Source organism: Mycetohabitans endofungorum, assembly GCF_002927045.1.
Lineage (GTDB): Bacteria > Pseudomonadota > Gammaproteobacteria > Burkholderiales > Burkholderiaceae > Mycetohabitans > Mycetohabitans endofungorum.
Genome location: NZ_PRDW01000018.1, coordinates 13,534 through 31,940, shown reverse-complemented (window position 1 = coordinate 31,940; position 18,407 = coordinate 13,534). Strand labels below are relative to the sequence as shown.

Annotated in this window: 15 protein-coding genes; 14 read left to right on the top strand and 1 reads right to left on the bottom strand. The window is 55.8% G+C overall.

The features are described from left to right. Nucleotides 1-189: hypothetical protein (locus B0O95_RS16715; RefSeq protein WP_416171944.1), on the bottom strand; the 189-nt coding region annotated here is incomplete at its 3' end. 4 nt (nt 190-193) lie between these two features. Here B0O95_RS16715 and B0O95_RS13805 point away from each other — a divergent pair. The 14 genes from B0O95_RS13805 (at nt 194) to B0O95_RS13740 (ending at nt 18,230) form a co-directional block, all read left to right on the top strand. Beyond that, on the top strand, nt 194-844 hold the full coding sequence (locus tag B0O95_RS13805) for a phage tail sheath family protein (RefSeq protein ID WP_233203382.1): 651 nt from the start codon (nt 194-196) through the stop codon (nt 842-844). A gap of 78 nt (nt 845-922) precedes the next feature. Further along, complete coding sequence (locus B0O95_RS13800) at nt 923-2,380, top strand: phage tail sheath family protein (protein ID WP_104078394.1); 1,458 nt, start codon at nt 923-925, stop codon at nt 2,378-2,380. A gap of 75 nt (nt 2,381-2,455) precedes the next feature. Continuing rightward, nucleotides 2,456-3,727 (top strand): phage tail sheath C-terminal domain-containing protein, encoded by a 1,272-nt coding sequence (locus tag B0O95_RS13795; protein WP_104078393.1) that lies wholly within the window; start codon nt 2,456-2,458, stop codon nt 3,725-3,727. Nucleotide 3,728: 1 nt separating this feature from the next. Next, nucleotides 3,729-4,193 (top strand): phage tail protein, encoded by a 465-nt coding sequence (locus B0O95_RS13790; protein WP_104078392.1) that lies wholly within the window; start codon nt 3,729-3,731, stop codon nt 4,191-4,193. Beyond that, entirely contained in the window at nt 4,190-4,375 is a 186-nt protein-coding gene (locus tag B0O95_RS13785; RefSeq protein ID WP_104078391.1) for a DUF5908 family protein, read from the top strand. The genes B0O95_RS13790 and B0O95_RS13785 overlap by 4 nt, the downstream gene beginning before the upstream one ends. After that, nucleotides 4,372-5,259: a CIS tube protein gene (locus B0O95_RS13780; RefSeq protein WP_104078390.1), complete on the top strand. Its 888-nt coding sequence runs from the start codon at nt 4,372-4,374 to the stop codon at nt 5,257-5,259. The genes B0O95_RS13785 and B0O95_RS13780 overlap by 4 nt, the downstream gene beginning before the upstream one ends. Next, nucleotides 5,256-6,932 (top strand): phage baseplate assembly protein V, encoded by a 1,677-nt coding sequence (locus B0O95_RS13775; protein WP_104078389.1) that lies wholly within the window; start codon nt 5,256-5,258, stop codon nt 6,930-6,932. The genes B0O95_RS13780 and B0O95_RS13775 overlap by 4 nt, the downstream gene beginning before the upstream one ends. A gap of 61 nt (nt 6,933-6,993) precedes the next feature. Then, nucleotides 6,994-7,407, top strand: coding sequence for a GPW/gp25 family protein (locus B0O95_RS13770; protein WP_104078388.1), 414 nt, complete (start codon nt 6,994-6,996; stop codon nt 7,405-7,407). After that, nucleotides 7,404-7,817, top strand: a complete 414-nt coding sequence (locus B0O95_RS13765) for a hypothetical protein (RefSeq protein ID WP_104078387.1) — start codon at nt 7,404-7,406, stop codon at nt 7,815-7,817. Before B0O95_RS13770 ends, B0O95_RS13765 begins: the two co-directional genes overlap by 4 nt. Nucleotides 7,818-7,857: 40 nt before the next feature. Beyond that, nucleotides 7,858-10,551, top strand: coding sequence for a baseplate J/gp47 family protein (locus B0O95_RS13760; RefSeq protein ID WP_233203380.1), 2,694 nt, complete (start codon nt 7,858-7,860; stop codon nt 10,549-10,551). A gap of 68 nt (nt 10,552-10,619) precedes the next feature. Next, a complete protein-coding gene (locus B0O95_RS13755) occupies nt 10,620-13,610 on the top strand; it encodes a hypothetical protein (RefSeq protein ID WP_146064088.1) in 2,991 nt (996 codons plus the stop codon). Between the two features lie 51 nt (nt 13,611-13,661). Beyond that, on the top strand, nt 13,662-14,102 hold the full coding sequence (locus B0O95_RS13750; protein WP_146064087.1) for a hypothetical protein: 441 nt from the start codon (nt 13,662-13,664) through the stop codon (nt 14,100-14,102). A gap of 64 nt (nt 14,103-14,166) precedes the next feature. Further along, entirely contained in the window at nt 14,167-16,116 is a 1,950-nt protein-coding gene (locus tag B0O95_RS13745) for a hypothetical protein (protein ID WP_104078383.1), read from the top strand. A 518-nt stretch (nt 16,117-16,634) separates the two neighbouring features. After that, on the top strand, nt 16,635-18,230 hold the full coding sequence (locus B0O95_RS13740; protein ID WP_158249502.1) for a contractile injection system tape measure protein: 1,596 nt from the start codon (nt 16,635-16,637) through the stop codon (nt 18,228-18,230). Nucleotides 18,231-18,407: the final 177 nt, after the last annotated feature.

Here is an 18,407-nt window from a genome sequence, read left to right as displayed (position 1 = left end):
CACGTCAGCGGGATCTGGCACCACGTCAGCGGGATCTGGCACCACGTCAGCGGACCCTGGCACCACGTCAGCGGGATCTGGCACCACGTCAGCGGGATCTGGCACCACGTCAGCGGACCCTGGCACCACGTCAGCGGGATCTGGCACCACGTCAGCGGACCCTGGCGCCACGCCAGTGGAACCTGGCAAGATTATGGGTAGCTATACTGCATCGGCTTATTCGGCGGTCTATGGACCGTGGTTAGTTGCCGATTGGGCGCCGGATGTGAATATTCCGCCCAGCGCAGCCGTAGCCGGAGCAGTATGCACCACAGATCGGGAACGCGGAGTGTGGAAGGCGCCAGCTAATATTGGGCTTAAAGGCGGCGTGCAGCCTAAGGAGCGTGTGTCGGACACACTGCAAGGCGATTATAACAAACAAGATAAGCCGCTGAACCTAATCCGAGTATTTCAAGGTACCGATCCGCTCATTTGGGGTGCCCGCACACTGGCAACCGACACTGACCGTTGGCGATATGTGCCGGTACGGCGGCTGTTTAACGCAGTAGAAAAAGATATTGGCCGTGCGATGCACGCCGCAATGTTTGAGCCAAACAGCCAACCCACTTGGGAGAAAGTGCGCGCGGCCATTGATAACTATCTGCACGCGGTGTGGCGCCAGGGCGGCTTGCAAGGATCGAAGCCCGATGAAGCGTATTTTGTACAAATTGGCTTGGGCCTGACGATGACGCAAGACGAGATTGATGATGGCCGGTTGATTGTAAAGATCGGGCTGGCGCCTGTACGGCCTGCGGAATTTATCATTTTACAAATGACGCAGGATATGGCCAGTGTGCCGGCGTGAGCCCAGCCGCTTGGGACAGGCTGTGTTGGGACTTTGGCACAAGTGTAATCTGCCCCGCTGAACCAGAAAGGAGTGAACATGCCAGTACAAGTCAGTTACCCAGGCGTGTATGTCGAAGAAGACGCCAATTTGTCTTTCAGTGTGTCCTCGGGAGCAACAGCTATTCCCCTGTTTGTCGGCAACTTTTATGGTTTAGAGGCTGAATTTCCTCCGGCCGATTGTGTGGCAGTGAGCGACTGGTTGGCGTTCGAGCGGCAATTTGTGAGCGGAGCGCGGCCGGAGGTGACCATTACATTGCCTTCTTCGATGCCTCCTTCTTCTCCACGCTCAACAGAATCACAAGGGAGTGACGGAAACGCGAAAGCGCCAAGATGCACCGTTGAATACCAGCCTAATTGGGCAGCGTATGCGGTGCACCATTATTTTGATAATGGCGGAGGGCCGTGTTATGTGTTTGCGCTTAATGCACTAAAAGACTATTTGAAGAAGGTAGATTTGAAGAAGGTCGATTTAAAGAAAGACGATTTGGAGGCTGCACTGAAGAAGTCGATTCAAGCATACCCCGACATCACGTTATTGTGCTATTGCGATTGGGTCGGTGGGACTGCTGAAAGTGAAAAAGTGTATGAAGCGTTCAATACGCTGCTGGACAAGCCGGGGGGCTACTTTCTACTGGCGGATAGCGACGATGGTAAGCCGCTAGTGGGTGTGACGGCAGCGCAAACCGCGGTGTATTATCCGGCCCTGAAGACCCGCTATCGTCCAATGGTTCCGGCTGATAACCAAATCGTAATAAAAGGTTATTCAGATGAAAAAGTCAAAAATCTAGATGGTTTGCGAAAGTTAGACAACGCAAAAGCGTTGTGCCAGTCCATCGACGAGGAATTGGTTGACAAGATTCAGCATGAAAAGCCGGTTGTACTGCGTGCCAGCCCCGCAGTCGCCGGCTTGTATGCGAAAACTGACCGCACGCGCGGCGTGTGGAAAGCGCCCGCCAATGTTGCAGTGGCTGGCGTCGAGCAACTCTTTGAGGCTAAGTGCAAGGGCACTGATTTAAGCACGACGCCCATCCTCATCAGTGATGAAAAGCAAAGTGAACTGCAGAAGCAAGGTATTAACGCGCTACGCACATTCCAAGGCAAAGGCACGCTGGTGTGGGGGGCTCGTACGCTCGCCTTCACCAGTAAAAAGTGGTGCTACATCCCAGTGCGACGTTTATTCAATGCGGCCGAGCGCGATATGCAGCAGGCGATGCGCGCGGTGATGTTTGAGCCGAATAGCGAACCGACCTGGCAAAAGGTGCGTGTAGCGCTGGACAATTATTTGCACACGCTATGGCGTCTGGGCGCGTTACAGGGTGCAAAGCCGGAGGAAGCGTATCGCGTGCAGGTGGGCCGGGGCCAGACAATGACCCAAGATGATATCAAACAGGGCAAGCTCATTGTGCAAGTCGGTATGGCTGCTGTACGCCCGGCTGAGTTCATTATTTTACAGCTCATGCAATGGCAAGGTGGGAGTTCAACGGCTGCTCGCTAAGCCAACCAATAAACCCTTAGTGAGTTGACCGTTTATGCCGCTTAGCCTGAAAACTTTACCTGACCGAGAATACCTATGCAGGCTCACTCTGAACTTGGCGTAAGTGTGACGCGCACGCCGATTGGCCCTGCAGCGGTTTCGTTACCGACGGCAGTGCCGTTGTTTGTCGGCTATACCGAGAAGGGCGCGCTTTCATCTGTGTGCGAGGTCACGTCGCCAGATGATTTTAAGGCGCAACTGGGCGGCCCCGGGCTGTCGCGTGTGCCGCCATTTGCCCTTTATGACACGGTATGTCATTACTTTGACCAAGGAGGTGGGCGCTGTTATGCGCTGTCGTTAGGGTCTCAATCAACGTATAGGGAGTCGGGACCGCTCACACTAAAAAAGGATTTGAACAAGGTGCCCTGGGAGGCTTGTTGGGCGCAAGCGCCTCAAGCGACGTTACTTGCTGTGCCGGATCTCGTGCTTATGGACGGCCTTGATAAGGATGCGGTACAGCGGTGGGTTGAAGCGTGGGAAGTATTGGTTTCTGCACCGGCGCGTGAAGCCCGTGCGTTTGTTTTGCTGGATGGCCCGGATGACCCCGGGCAAGTAAGGCAATGTCTCGATAAGTTCGCAAAATTGGACTTGGGCGATGCGCTGACTCATGCCGCGCTGTACTGGCCGCGCTTGCGAACGAACCGGTCCAGTTCAACAGGCGACGAGCTCATTGTGCCCAGTTCGGGTGCAGTTGCGGCGGTAATCCAGCGCACGGATCGTGAACGCGGGATTTGGAGTGCGCCGGCCAATGTCGCGCTCGCCCGTGTGGTAGGGCCGACGTGTCACGCCATGCCGATGGCGAGCTTTGATGGGATCACGTTGAATCGGATTCGTAGCTTTGCAGCACGGGGAGTGCGGGTGTGGGGATGCCGCACGCTAGCACCGGTGTCGGCAAACAACGTGCAGTCTCCTTGGCAGTACGTACAACTGCGACGCACGATGAGCTATGTTGAGCAACATCTGAGCGATCTAGCACGCTTTGCGGTGTTTGAGCCGAACAACGCGGTAACGTGGCTCAAGCTAAAAAGCGTAGCGCGCGCATGGCTGCGACGCCTGTGGCTGGCAGGCGGCCTCTTTGGCACGCAGGAAAGCGACGCGTTTTGGCTGAAGATTGGCCTACATGAAAGTATGACGGCCGACGAAGCGAATACGGGTCTTATGCGCCTTAATGTTGGGTTAGCCTTACAGTACCCGGCAGAATTTATTGAGCTACAGCTGCAAATCCATACCGGAGAGTCCACCGTCAGCAGCTCGGTACAAGCGGTTCCTCACCGTAGTGCGTTGGACTTGAACTCAAAAAAGGCGTGAAATGAACGACCTCGACTTCTTTACCCCGTCGGTTGCTCATCGATTTATCGCGACCGTTTTTATCAGCGCGGTGCCCAGCCCCGTGGATATCGCATTTCAACGGATCTCGGGGTTGTCTCGCGAGCTGCAAGTCACGCAGCATCGGCAAGGCGGGGACAACAAAGGCAATGTGCACCTGCCAGAGCAGCTTACACACGGTACGTTGGTACTTGAGCGTGGCGTGATGCTGCTTACGCCGCTAACGTCCATCTTCAACAGTGTGCTGGGCGAATTTGACAGCCATTACTTAACGGCCATTGTTATGTTGCTCAACGATGTAAACCTACCGGTGAGCACGTGGACAGCCACGGATGCAATGCCGCTGAAGTGGGAAACCGGTGATTTAGATGCCACGAGCAATACGGTGCTGATTAATCGGTTTGAACTCGCGTACCACGAACTGCTGTTTATGGGGATTAATGCATGATCGAAATTCAAGAACTTGTCATTGAAGCCCATATTAGTGATGACAGATCAAGCGAGCGCGAGCGGGAACGCGAAGCGCGGCTGATTGATCAGGTCACCCGTGAAGTGATGCGCCAACTCAAGCGCGAGCTGCATGATGAACTTAACGAGGCGATCCGCCTGCATTGGGAGAATCAACGATGAGCGTGCTCGACAGTGTGACCGAAGGCGGCCTGGCGCAACTTAAACTTACCGCGTATCTCGACCGTGAGCTCAAGCAGGAGGTGGGTAGCCTCGAAGTGATGTACAACCCTGAGTCGCTTGAGCTGACGTATGAAGCCGAGTACGAAGTGAATGAAGCGCTCAATGACCGGACGTTAGCCAATAGTTTTAAGAGCCTGCGTCCTGGACAGCTGAGTGTGCCGCTGCTGTTTGACGGTACGTTACCAGGCAACGATGACGAGGTAGACAAGCAGTTGGGGGCACTGCGTACGTTGTGCGGGGTGGTGGATGGCCGTAGCCACGAAACCCGGTTTTTAAAAGTCACGTGGGGCAAGCTCAGTTGGTACGGCGATGGCTATTTTGCAGGACGCATGACTCGTTTGTCGGTGCGCTATACGTTGTTTGACCGCAAAGGCGCGCCACTACGTGCGAGCGCGACGCTGGAGCTGCTGGAAGACAAACAGGCGGGTGCGGCCACTAGTGATGGAAGCGCTCGTCCAATGCGTGGCGCCGGCGGGGGCAGTCGACAAGTGCCTAGCGTGGAGCAGCGCTCACTACGGGCTGCAGGGATGGGACGTGCCAGCGCTCGGTCACTAAACCTTGGAGCAGTCCCCGATGGTCCGCTATCGGTGGTGCATGTGTCTGATCGTAGCACGCTGCCGCTCATAGCCGCGCGCTCGCCGGGGCGTCTGCCGATTGACTATCTGGCGCTTGCATACATAAACAATCTAGATACGCTCTCGGCAATCACTCCCGGCGATACGCTGCTGTGGCCTGACAGCAGCCCGGACACCGTGGCGCCAAACGGCCGTGACGTCAACACCACCGGTTCGATCCCGCCGGCCGGGCGCGGAGCACGTGTATGACGACACTCTGGCAAGCCGAGGATGTTGTAGTGCAATGCGCAGGCCAAATCCTCGACACATTCAAGCCGGTGCGTATCGAAACGCGCCGCGCGGTACAGCAGATTCCGTCGGCGACGGTGGTATTTGAGCCAGTTGCCGACGCGAGCGAGCGCTTGTGGAAAGACTGCGCGAAGGCGGCGAAAGCATGCGCGCCCGGCACTGAGCTAAGCATCCGATTCAAGAACGCGGAGCTTTTTACAGGGCTCGTGACTGAGCAGCGCATGGACTGGCGCGAGCGGCAATTGACGGTGCGAGTGAAGCACCCGTTGCAGGCACTGATGAACACTCAGCGCTCGCAGGTGTTCGAGGACAAGAGCGATGCGGACGTGCTGCAGCAGCTGTTGAAGGCGCACAACGTGAAGGTCGGGCAAGTTACGGGGATGAACGCGACGCTGCCGCAATTGGTGCAGTGGGCATGCTCGGACTGGCAGTGGCTGCGCGCGCGCCTTGGCGCTTATGGGGTGTGGCTGATCCCAAAGCGCGATGGCGTAGACATTGGTCCGCCCAAACTGGGCGGCAAGACCCACACAATTTACGCACACCGTCCATCCGATGACGAAGCGGCGGTGCTCGATCTGCAATGGCAGTTTCGTAACGACACACTGGCTGACAGTCTCAGTGTCGCGTATTGGGATGTTACACAGCAGGTGATGTCCAGCGCATTGAAAGCAGCCAAACCGACGCTGGGTAAGGGCGGCCTAGATCCGGCCGCTCTTAAGCCGCTGAGTCAGCTTGCTTGGCAGTTGACGTATTCGGTACCAATGACCTCGACCGAAGCGCAAGCCCTTGCCGATGCTCGGTACCTGGCGCAACTGGCGGCCGGCGTGCAAGTGCACCTGACGGTCCAAAGTTCGCAGGCATCGCTACAGTACGAATTAGGCGATACGTTGATGCTTAGCGGGTTCGACGCCGCATTCGATGGACAAGGCATGATTAGCGAAGTGGGCCATCAGTGGGTTGCGGGCGCGCTGCATACAACCCTTGCTACTGGTGTGCCCGTTCAGCGTACAGTCGATGCGAGCGTGCTGCCCCGCGCGCCGGGGCTCGCAACGGGCGTGGTGCAGCAGCATCAAGTAGATAAGGGCAATTTGGCGCGGCTGCGAGTCAAGCTGCCGGCACTAGGCGACACGCCATTATGGGCGCGGCTGGGCACGCCGTACGCGAGCAACGGCGTGGGACTATGCTTGTATCCGGAAGCCGGCGACGAAGTGATCCTTGCGTTTATGGATGAAGATCCGCGCTACCCGGTGATTCTGGGCTCGATGCACAATCCCAAAAATACCGCGCCTTATCCACCCAGTGATGAAAACGCGAAGAAAGGGCTGGTGCTGGGCCAACACGACGCGCAGCAAGGATGGTTATTTGATGCACAGCAAAAGTCGCTAAAGCTGCAAAATGGCAAGGATAGCGTCACGATAAAGGACGACACAGGTGTGACACTCAACAGTGAAAAGGATGTTTCGGTCACTGCGCAAAAGGTCGCCCTTAATAGCAAACAATCGATGACGTTCAACAGTGACCAAGGTGCCACAGTGGTGGCGACGCAAACGCAGATTAAAGCAAAACAGCAGTTGGCGTTGCAAGGTGCGGCGGGCGTCACGGTTAAGGGGGCCAAAGTGGATTTAACCCGTTAGCGCTCGCTTGGACAGCAGCAGTCGGTTTGCCGTGCAGCGGGCACAGTGAAGGAGGTGAGTGATGGCAAATACATTGACAGGATTGTATGGATCCGGTTGGAAATTTCCAGTCACATTTAATGAGCAAGGGCCGGAGACGGTGGAGGATAAAGAAAACATCGAGCAAAGCCTGGAGATTTTACTGCGCACCCAGCCAGGTGAACGGATTATGCGGCCAGATTATGGGTGCGACTTGCAGCCGTCGGTGTTTCAAAACATTAATGCAGCGCTACTTGCACAGTTGCGCACGGAAATTGTGCAAGCGGTGCTGCGCCACGAGCCGCGCGTGACACTCGACGATCTGGTAATCACGCAGCTTGAGCAGCTGCCGTCCACGCTGCAGGTGCAGCTTGTGTATCACTTACCGGGCACCAATGCGGTTGAGACCGTAGACGTGCGTTTGGACTGGGGGGATGCACTGGGGAGCAAACAATGAGTGACTGGATTGTGGTGGACAATGATCCGGTAATGTTCGAGCCGATGTTTGGCAACCGAGTGGTGACGGTTACAGGCCCGGTGGTAATCCGTGGCACGGGAGGCGCCACAATCGACGGGCGCCGGATCTGCATTGTCGGGGATGAGAAAAAAGTACAGGCGCAAGCTACGTATATCGCGGGCCCATTCGTCGGCGGGCAAGGGAGGGTGATGATTCTGCAGCTGCTGCCCAATCAGCAAGCGCCGCTTTGCACAACAGGTGCGCCAATGATTATTAAGGGGCAGCAGTTTAGTGCCCGCTTCATACCGACCGTGCCAGCGACAAACTCGTCGGGCGCACCAGATCCAATGATGCCCAGTATTGGTAAGGGCCGATTTATCACGACGCAGTTATTGGCGAGGGCGCAGTAATCGAGCCATAACGAGCTTTAATCAAATAGGGCAAGCAATGATGACGGATCCGATCGAGCAAGAGCAGCATTTTGTGCTAGATGCACGTGACATCGCGTGGCATCTGCGTCGCTGGCAAAGTGAGACGGCTAAATGTCCCTTTAAAGACAAATTGTCTTGGGATAAGGTATGGTTTCCCCAAGGCGTCGAGTCGTTGATTCGTGCGCTGCAAGATGGCACAAAACTGGAACCGCATCAAGCATTTTTGATCGCGTTTTTAGAGACGCTTAAAACGCCGCAGGCGCTGCTAAACACGTTTGCTGCACGGCATCGCGACTTGTATTACCGTCAAGCACTCGGGCTCACAGAGCGGCCAGCGCGTCCCGACCGGGTGGCCGTGTCGATGCAGCTTGCGCCGCAATGGCGCGAGCAGCTTGTGGCCGCCGGCACGTTGCTTGATGGCGGTCAGGATCATGAACATACACCGCAATACTACGCATTGGACCAGGATTTACTAGCCAATGCCGGGCAATTAACCGATTTGCGCTGGTGCCAGCCAGCCCCGAATGTGCCGGGGGCTTCGGCGGGACTTGCACGCGTGGTAATGAGCGAACAGCAGCCGTGGCCCAACGCTGGCGTGCGGTTGTTTGCCACTCAAGACAGCGAGGCCGCGAGTACGAACGCAGAGTATCCGATTGCCACTGGGCGGGTACTCAGTTTGGCCGCGCTGGCGCTTGCCGGAGGGGTGCGCACGTTGACGCTGACATTTGACGAGGCGGTCGCGGTGAACCAGTTGCAAGCGTCGGTCAGCGGCCGCGGCAAATGGCTGGCGCTAAATAATATAGATGCGGCAAGCGAGCCGGGTACCACTGCCGTGTTCCAACTGGGCGCTGACGCACCGGCCTTCGAAGCGTCGCCTGGGCTGGACGGCTGGCCGGGCGAGGGGCCGTTTCTAAAGCTGCTGCACATGAGTGCGCAACCGGTACCAGCCATCGAGAAGATCGAGATTGCGGTGTCGCAGCCGGCCGATGTGCGTTTCAGTACCGATGAAGGTTTGGCGAAGCTGACTGAAAAAAATTATCCGTTTGGCCAGTCACCAGTAATCGGCAGTGGTGTGTACCTAGCCGCGCCCGATTGGGGCCGCTGGTGCGGTAAGAAGATCACGATGACGCTTATGCCGGAGTGGCTGGATTTACCTAACGTCTCGTTTGAGAAATGGTATGAAAACTACGGTGTGAAGCTCACAAACGAATCGTTCAAAATTGAGGCGTCACGCGGACCGCAAACTACAAAGAAATGCAGTTCGAAACCGCTCGCTATCTTCGATACTAAAGCAGGCGAAGCAAATCTAGAGGCGCCACAAGCGAAGCCGCTCGAATGGGAGTTCGGTGCGCCGGCGCACGCATTACCCGATAGCTTAGACCCGCGAGACGGACCATATCTACGCCTCGAGTTGGCTGAGCACGATTTTTTGCACCAGGCGTACTGGACACATATGATGAATCCGCCAACTGATGGCACGTCGCAGCAAGTGTGGAATGCACCCTATACACCGCAACTGAAGCGTGCACAGTTGAGCTACCGGACTACCTATTCACTGAGCAAAGCAGACGCCCAGTTCGTGTTGACGCCTTTTGGATATGTGCATGACGATGACGCACAACCGGTGACGGCCCGCACCTTATTCTTAGGTTTTACTGGATTAAAGCCTGGCCAGGACTTAGATCTGTGGTGGCAGCTTAAAAGTCCCCAGCGGCAGGCACTGCACTGGAGTTATTTGAGGCAAGACAACGTGTGGTGCACGCTGGATTCGCAGGTGCGCGACACGACTGAAGGTTTTTCGAAGAGCGGCCTGTGGCATGTGGTATTGCCGCACGATGCGAGCACCACTGCCAGCGCAATGCCTCGCGGCCGTTACTGGTTGGCTTGCCGCTTCGAGGACATAAATTCGTTATTAAATGATTCGAGCAAGTCGTCCGATATGCCATGGCTCGTGGGGCTGTGTGCGAACGCAGTCACGGCCACCCGTATAAGTGGTGTGGACCCATTGCGAGTGGCGGGCAGCGTCACGCGCACAGTGCAAGGACTCGACGGTATTCAAGGTGTGATTCAGCGGTGGAATTCAGAAGGTGGCCAAACGCCGGAGACAACATCCGATTTTTATCGACGCGCTGCCAAGCGCTTAAGTCATCGTGATCGCGCGCTGACTTGGCGCGACATTAAGCGCTTGCTGTTGGATCGATTTCCGGCGCTCTATGAGGTGCGCGTGGTGGATACGGCCGCTACGCAACAACTGGTGGTGGTACCCAAGCCCGGTGAGCAGGACAACGGCGATCCGCTTAAGCCGATGTTGAACACAACGCGGCTCAAGGCGATGCAAGACGATATCCTAGGACGGGCTTCGCCGTGGCTAAATATAGAGCTATGCAATCCGAAATACCGGGACATACTGGTTAATTACACACTGGTGTTTCGCGATGGACTGAACCCTGAGTATGGCTACGCACAGGTCAAGAAATCGCTGAGCCGTCGCTACATGCCATGGGGGGAAGCGGCTAGCACGCATCCCGTCACATTGGGCGATACACTCGATTACTATCAATTGGTTGCTGAGTTGCAGCAGCTGCCGTGGGTGACATCTGTCACCGACCTCAAAATTGGCGGAGGTTATAAATCGATCACGGCGGATGGCATAGAGGTGCTGATTCTTAAATTTCCGGAGCCAGAACGCGCTACGGCGCAGGCACCCATTTAATCGACGACCTGCCCCGCCGAGGCGCGTGACACTGCACAAACTTCTTCTACGGTCCCCCGAGTCTAAATATGGATGTTACCGATAGTATGACCACGCCTCCAACCAACTTTGATTTAAGCGATCCAAGCCTACGAGAGACGATTCACTTCGAGACTTTGTGGGCGCGTGCGCGTGCCGCGATCGACAATGCCGCATCCCAATGGACGGACTACGGTGATCACGATCCGGGCATTACGTTATTGCAGGCCGTCACCTACGGGATAGCGGATTTGGCATACCGCCACACGCATCCGCTGGTGGACCTGCTGACCCCACCATCTAACGACGGCTATGTGTTTCCGAAAGAGTTTGGCCCAGGCGCTGCACTGGCCTGTAACCCAATCACCGCCGATGATTATCGGCGTGTGATTCTTGATCTGTGTCTGGACGAGGAACGCCACCAACAATTCTACTTTCGCAACGTGCACTGGGTGAAAGAAACGTTGGACGAATCTTACACATATTGGTATAGCCCAGGGATTCGGCAATTTCAGTTTGACAAATTTCCCGATGACGCAAAGGAACTGCGTTTGCTGGGAGGCTATCGCGTCTGGTTGGAGCCGCAGCGCGGGATCAAAGATAATGTGGCTAAAGAGGAAGCAGCCAAGTGCCTGCGTCGCCACCGCAACTTGTGCGAGCAAGTACGCACAATCGACTGTTTGCAGCCTAAGTCGGTTGTAGTGGTGATTGAGGCAGATTTGGAAGATGATTGCCAAGAGTCGGCACGAGTGATGGCCGAGGTGTTCGCGCAGGTGGAGGACTGGCTGCGTCCGGGCCCAACGCGAGCCAGCACGCAGGTGTTGCGGGAACGAGGAGCGGGGACGGAGGCAATCTATAATGGGCCGCAGCTGGCCAACGGTTGGATCACGTCGTTGCCGCCGGCACGGGATCCGGCGCAGGCCGTAAAGCTCGATCTGCGTGGGCTGCCGCAGCGCTTATTGGCCATCGATGGACTAACACGGGTTCGCGTATTGAACTGGGGTGATGCGCCAGATAAGGCGGAGACTACCAATCCATGGATTCGCGAGGTCGAAGCCGGACATTACCCACTCGTCTACGGTGAATCACCTGACGAGATGCTGAGCAGTTCTACATCGCCGGTAAAACTTTATAAACGCGGCCAGCGGTTGACGCCGTTGGCGCAAGACATCGCCGCGCACATGCCGAGCGAGCCGCGCTATGCTGAAAAGCCGCAAGGTAAAGTGGCTGGTCAGCCTCGCAAGCTCGATGAAGCGATTAACATTGCGTCGTTGTTGCCGCCATGTTACGGCCTGCAAGACGAGGTGGGCAAGGACTGCAATCCCAAGCATGTCGATCTAGACGATAAACAGGTGCGACTGTGCAGGTATTTAAAACCGTTTGAGCAATGGCTGACTGATGGCGCAAGGCAGCTTGGCGCGTTGCCAACGAAGCTAAGTTTTGTGCGCAAACAGCAAACCGACGAAGCTGATTATTTCCGGAGTGAAGAGCGCGAGCTTGCAATTATTGATTACCTGATGGGGTACTTTGGCAGCGCACGTGCGCCGCGCGTGTTTGCCGGAGACGATTTTATACCGACTCAGCAACGCGCGCTCTCTGAATGGGCGCAGTTGGGCTATCAACGGGCCCATGTTCAAGTCGATCAGGTTTCGGCGCTGGTCAAGCGCATTGCCGCGCGCCTGGGCATAGGCGCGGCGTTGTTTGATGCAAAACCTGATTTGTCTCAATTGCCGATTTATCTTATTGAATATCGTGCGTTGCTGCCAGAGATGCCTAATCCTAAATTTATTGATGCCAAACCCACCGCGGCGAGCGCTACTGATAAGACGCTCGAGTTGGTCTTCAAAGACACCGAGAAGGACCATCTTCCACGCGCTGGGCAAATGGTCAGCATCGCTGTGGGTGGCGACAAGCCATTTATAATAAAATGGGCGCTTGTCACGCAGATCAATCTGGAGGCGCGTGCCTTGACACTGGATCTGGGCCAAAACCCCGTCTTGCAGCAGAAAGTGCAGCGCATTAAAGAAAACATTGGCACCGTGCAATGCAGCGGTTGTCAAATTTGGCTGTATGGAATGGAATATAAGCTGCAGTATGCAGCCGATCAAAGCGCGTTGCAGCCTAGCGAAAAACGCCTGTGGGTGGAATTGAGCGTTAATTCATTTAAAGAGGGCGAAAAACTAAGCTTTGCGTCTAGGAGCCAGAGCCAGCAAATTGGGCTGCGTGAGGTGGCGTGGACCGGGGAAGTGATATCGGTGGATGTGGCCAATGGGCTTCTGGTGGTAGACAGCGGTGGTAATGTATGGCCGAACGCCCAAGACACTCACTCGACGCGCTGGTATCGGACGCATGAGAGGAATCCAGAGCATGAGAGGGACCCAGAGCATGAGAAAGATCCAGAGCATGAGCAGGATCCAGAGCTTGACTTATTCTCTTTCAAAGTGGGGGTGGTGCTCAACCGCACGCAGTGGCTCAGTCCAAAGGCCATTGCAGTTGATCAGCCCAATGACGTGATTCGCTGGGTCGAGCAGATTGTGCAAGAAGAAATGCCTGCGCATGTGAACTCGCAGATTCACTGGCTCGATCAGTCGGCATTTGTCGAATTTGGGAATGACTATGCGGTCTGGCAAGCGCAGGCGAGTGACGTGTCATTGGGCGATAAGACCTATGCGTTGCTCGAGAAGTTGGCGCTAGGACGGTTGCCGGACGCCGAAAGTATCGGGATTGGTGTCTCTCACGTAATTACGGCAGACGAGTTGCGGGACCCCGCATTGGTGGATGCGGCTAACCATCAGTGGACCACCGAGGAGATGGTGCGCAGCGCCGAGGTACTGTACGTGCCGCGCCCAACGGATGGCGTGGACGTGCTGCATGTGGCCACCGACGACGATATGGCCAATCTCGATCTGCTCGATCCAGCCACGCAAGCCTGGCACGAGTTGGCCAGCGTCAAAGCCGCACAAATCGTTTATGTGCCGCGGTTGAACTCATCAAACCAGCCGCGCCGGTCCGATTCGCCGCCCTCCAATATAGGTTCGTGACGATTTATGCAACGGCGCACGCTTATTCACCTTTAGTCACCTTATTACACTGTGGAGAAATATCTCATGCGCGCAAACAACACCGCTCGGCCGCTGGTCCAGCCTACGCAAAGTGTCAAAGCGTTGAAGGAACGTTTCAGCGCTGGCAAGGTGCCGGCTCAGCAGGACTACTACGATCTAATCACGCTGGCGTCAACCGCCTATGCGCTTGTGGGTGGTGACGGCTCCAAGCCGGGTGCTGGGCTCGCGCTTGATGAACACAATGCGTTGTCGCTGCAGCTTAGTACGGCTGAGGGCGAAGGCGGACTGACGGTTGAGGCCAACGGCGTGGGCGTGGCACTGGATCCTGCTAGCGGCCTACGGTTTAATGAAGGCCAGCTCGGCATTGAGCCAACGCATTTACTGTCGGTTGAGTCCTTCAGTAGTTTAAGCCAGGACGAGCTGCGGCAGATCTACTGGTTGCTGGCTAAGGCCGGTTTACGCCATAGCTGATCAACTGCCTTTTCAAGTATGCCATCTGTGCGGGCGGCAATTAGCTTGATCACAGGAGTCTCTGATGCCTCACCTTTCTGATCATCATACGCGACACACATCCGTCGTGCCCCAACCGAGCCAACCTCTAGAGACGCTAGCCAAACACTTCAGCGCTGGCCACATCCCGAGTCAGCAGGATTTCCACGATGTGATCGATATGGCTGCGGCCACCTATACGCTCATCGACTCGGGCCGTGGCCCCGGTGATGGACTTGAGCTCGATGATCACAATACTTTGCGCGTTCAGGCAGGGGAGGGCGTGCGGGTCAGCGAAAACGGCGTTAGCTTGGCGGTGGAGCCAAACGGTGCCCTGCAGTTTAACGAAGCGCGGCAACTGACGCTGGATCGGCATAAGGTCCTATCAGTCGAAGCAGTAAAAGCGTTACCGGAGGCAGACCGAGCGGCGATCTGGCAGGAGCTTAAGTCGGCCACCCCGCCGGCGAACGGCGGCGTGCGCGCATCCGCCGCGTCGCTGGCGCCGCTGTCTAGGCGCACGGCCATTGCGTCGACAACCGCGCGTAAGTTGCCGCAGTCTGAGCAGGCACTTAACGTCCTCCAATCGCACTTCGCGTCTGGACATATTCCCACTGAAGATGACTTTCACGACTTGATCACCTTGGCGTCGGCCAGCTACCTGCTGGCGGGCAGTGATTACGGTGTTGGAGCAGGCCTCATGCTCGACGAGACCGGCAGGCTTGCGGTGCACGCGAACCCTGAGGCGGGGATACACGCCGAGGAATACGGCGTGCGCCTGGCACTGGAGCAGAACGGCGGACTGCAGTGGAGTACTGCGCAACAATTGCAGCTGGATGTGCCTCGTACAGTATCGCGCGCGGCGTTTGAGTCACTATCAAATGATGTGCGCTATGCGACTTATCAGTTATTGGAGAACGCAGCGTTTGGCGAGAGGTTTAATCAAGAACAGAGTTGGGCGATACAGGTGGGCAATGGCAAATATCCATATCATGGCGCAGTGGCTGCGATCAGTGCAAACGGTTGCACAATCGCGTACGCGATGCAGAAAGCGGATGAAACGGTAGTGAGGGTATGCCGTCGTGCGCATGCGCATGCGCGTTGGCCGGATGCGACGGAGGATGCAGATATTCCCGTGCAAAGAGTCGCTGACGATAAAGAATTAAATATTGCGGTCAGTGAAACGGGGCGAATGGTTGCATTGTCTTCAGTTCGTTCAAAACTTTGCCTCGTGTATGGTATCGATGACAATTTGAAAAGTACGCCGATGGGAGAAATTGAGGATGCGGAAGCGTTGACAGTAATCGATGTGAGCGAATCATACAATGAGTTGATTGCATTTAGTAAAAATGAAGAAAATATTAATGAACCGGCAGGAACGGTGGATATTATTGTCCACTATTTTTTATATCAATCTAATGATCGGACTTGGCTGAAGGGGGATAGTTCTTTGATATCTATTGACTCGGAATCTGATGTAAAAATAAAATCCAGCGGATCAATGATTTTATTATCTCTATTTAGTTTTCAATTTGGCAAATTGTTTGATATTTATGACAATCATAATTGGGTAAAAATTAGCTCGATAGCTGGCGGAGATTATGCGACCTTGTCTAGTAATGGATCGAAAGCGATTGTTGGCAAGCACGAAAAAGATGGATCAACTCACGTGGATATTTATGTACACGATGTTCGCGAATATAGATGGACTGATACCCTTGTTGGGCCAAGTTTAATGCAAAGGGACGGAGAGGTAAAGGTCTGCGCCAACGATCGCGGAGACATAGCGATTGGACTAGACACCGATGACTCGCAGGAGGTATGGGTATATTACAACAGCACGGCAGGCTGGAGCCAAGCTCATCGACTGACGGCGGATACGCCAGCATCGCGTTACGGCACTCAAGTTGAAATGAGTGCGGACGTCTCGACACTAGTGGTAATGGCTGCGGATCGGGTGTATGTGTATAGCCGCGGAATCAATGAAGCAGAGCGCTAACCATCATGCGTACGTCCCCGTTTATACAGACAATCCGCTTGCGCCTGAGTACAGATCGCGCCGCGCAGGGTGAACGACTGATACGTCGTGCCCATACACTGTGCCATCAAGCGGTGTTAGACGATATCGGGTCTGTGCTCATAAAAGCGGCACCCGTCCGCATCAATCGGCTGGTACTACCGCTCGGGCGGCTGCCTGGACCCGGTTGGGAATGCGTATTTTGCAAACGACTGCGTGCGCAATTGCTGCAGCAGCTGCTGCATTTACGTCCCAACAATTTTAAATTGTTGCTGCAGGGACCGGAAGCTGCCGCTTGTCGCTCGCCTGATCCTACACCGCCCGCTCGTGTACCTGCTATGGCACTGGCTGATCAGTGGCGTTGGGCCACACAATGCCTGATGGCCCCAAAGCTTGCACATTGGACGACCGCATTAAGTTCCGACGCGCGGCAGAGGATTGTTCAGGCGCTTAGCGGCGAGTGTCCCAACAGCGCACAGACTGCTAAGGCGGGCGTTGGTATGGAGGCAGCGGATATGGTGAACGCCGGTGCTCACGCTCCCCCCAATCACGATGTGCTCCTTCAAATGTTATCGCTCAGTGCGCTGGTGTTTTTTCAGCAGCACCCGGACTTGCCAGTGCCACCGATTGATAAAGCGGTGACTGTCAGTGAACAGGTGGCACGGCGCTGGCTGGCACCGCAGTTGAAAATGCCACTGCGCCCAGCGATAGAGCGTTGGCTTAAAAGCATTTGCCCGGCACCGACGTGGCAGACTTATATCGCGCACTATAGCGCGCCCGATCAAAAAAGGAGCGGTAATGAGCTGCTTACCGCTCAAGCTCCTTCGCGCCTTGGTTCTACACCGCCCGCTCGTACACCTGCTGTGGCGCTGGCTGATCAGTGGCGTTGGGCCACACAATGCCTGATGGCCCCAAAGCTTGCACACTGGACGACCACATTAAGTCCTGCCGCGCGGCAGCGGATCGTGCACGCGCTTAGCGACGGGTGTCCCAACAGCACACAGATTGCTAAGGCAGGCGTTAGTATGGAGGCAGCGAATATGGTGAATGCTGGCGCTCACGCTCCCCCCGATCAAGATGCGCTCCTTCAAGTGCTACCACTCAGTGCGTTGGTGTTTTTTCAGCAGCATCCTGCCTTGCCAGTGCCACCGATTGATAAAGCGGTGACTGTCAGTGAACAGATGGCCCAATGCTGGCTGGCGCCTCGGTTGGTGATGCCACTGCGCCCAGCGATAGAGCGCTGGCTTAAAAGCATTTGCCCGGCGCCGACCTGGCAGGCTTATATCGCGCACTATATGCTGGTAGTGCCCGAACCAGAACCACCCGTTAGCGCCGGTCGACACGAGGGCACCATGCAAACCATGCAAGCTAGACTCCAGCCGCTGAAAGCCTGTTCCATCAATCCAGCTTTCTCACCGGAGCATGTCGCGCAGCCGCAGACGGATAAATCTAGTCAGCGGGCCAACCGCCGCATACAAGTGCAGCGTTTGGCTCATACTGCAGACACACCTTTGAAGCAAAGTCGCGATCGCGACACTGCAATTCAGCCAACAGCCATCCCGCGTGCACTCGACGCTTCGGTGCCGTGGCTCATTCCCGATGCAGGGTTCGCCATACTCTGGCCGTTGCTGCCAAACTTGCTACATCAATTAGGCATCGAGCTACGCCAGGCTGATCAAGTGACATGTTACCAGGCGGTATATAGCTTGAAAACGTTGATTTGGGAAGACGCTGATTTGGCGCCTGACTCGCCGTTGCTGCAGCTGCTGTGCGCGTTGCCGCCCGAGGTGCCGAGTTGCGCAGCGCACTCTGACGTGCGGCTCACGCCGGAGCAGCACGCGAAACTGGACGCCTGGCTCGCAAGATTACCCAGTCGCGTACCAGGCTGGCAGCGCTTAAGCGTGACCGATATACGCACCTTATTTTTGCAGCGCCCGGGTACGCTCGTCTCGACGCCTAGCGCGTGGCAAGTTGAACTGCAACGGGACGCAAGCGACTGGTTGCTGATGCAGCTGCCTTGGCCGATCGAATCAGTCATGTACCCATGGCTCGAGATGCCGCTACGTGTGAATTGGTGCGTTCCGTCTCGGATATAGGAGAGTAACGTTGCGATGGCCAATGTCAATCCTGTGGCTGATTTGTACCCGTTACACGAGCTTGCTCAGGGCGCCGTTCACTTTATCTTGTGCGCTCATTGGAACCCACGCCACCTATATCAACATAAAGCGAATCGACTGTGTACTTGAACACTTAAAGGCCGGTCGGCTTGTTTG

What these genes read in the sequence shown, in the direction of transcription:
- B0O95_RS13805 (WP_233203382.1), top strand. Translation starts at nt 194, where the DNA reads ATGGGTAGCTATACTGCATCGGCTTATTCGGCGGTCTATGGACCGTGG.
- B0O95_RS13800 (WP_104078394.1), top strand. Translation starts at nt 923, where the DNA reads ATGCCAGTACAAGTCAGTTACCCAGGCGTGTATGTCGAAGAAGACGCC.
- B0O95_RS13795 (WP_104078393.1), top strand. Translation starts at nt 2,456, where the DNA reads ATGCAGGCTCACTCTGAACTTGGCGTAAGTGTGACGCGCACGCCGATT.
- B0O95_RS13790 (WP_104078392.1), top strand. Translation starts at nt 3,729, where the DNA reads ATGAACGACCTCGACTTCTTTACCCCGTCGGTTGCTCATCGATTTATC.
- B0O95_RS13785 (WP_104078391.1), top strand. Translation starts at nt 4,190, where the DNA reads ATGATCGAAATTCAAGAACTTGTCATTGAAGCCCATATTAGTGATGAC.
- B0O95_RS13780 (WP_104078390.1), top strand. Translation starts at nt 4,372, where the DNA reads ATGAGCGTGCTCGACAGTGTGACCGAAGGCGGCCTGGCGCAACTTAAA.
- B0O95_RS13775 (WP_104078389.1), top strand. Translation starts at nt 5,256, where the DNA reads ATGACGACACTCTGGCAAGCCGAGGATGTTGTAGTGCAATGCGCAGGC.
- B0O95_RS13770 (WP_104078388.1), top strand. Translation starts at nt 6,994, where the DNA reads ATGGCAAATACATTGACAGGATTGTATGGATCCGGTTGGAAATTTCCA.
- B0O95_RS13765 (WP_104078387.1), top strand. Translation starts at nt 7,404, where the DNA reads ATGAGTGACTGGATTGTGGTGGACAATGATCCGGTAATGTTCGAGCCG.
- B0O95_RS13760 (WP_233203380.1), top strand. Translation starts at nt 7,858, where the DNA reads ATGACGGATCCGATCGAGCAAGAGCAGCATTTTGTGCTAGATGCACGT.
- B0O95_RS13755 (WP_146064088.1), top strand. Translation starts at nt 10,620, where the DNA reads ATGGATGTTACCGATAGTATGACCACGCCTCCAACCAACTTTGATTTA.
- B0O95_RS13745 (WP_104078383.1), top strand. Translation starts at nt 14,167, where the DNA reads ATGCCTCACCTTTCTGATCATCATACGCGACACACATCCGTCGTGCCC.
- B0O95_RS13740 (WP_158249502.1), top strand. Translation starts at nt 16,635, where the DNA reads ATGGAGGCAGCGGATATGGTGAACGCCGGTGCTCACGCTCCCCCCAAT.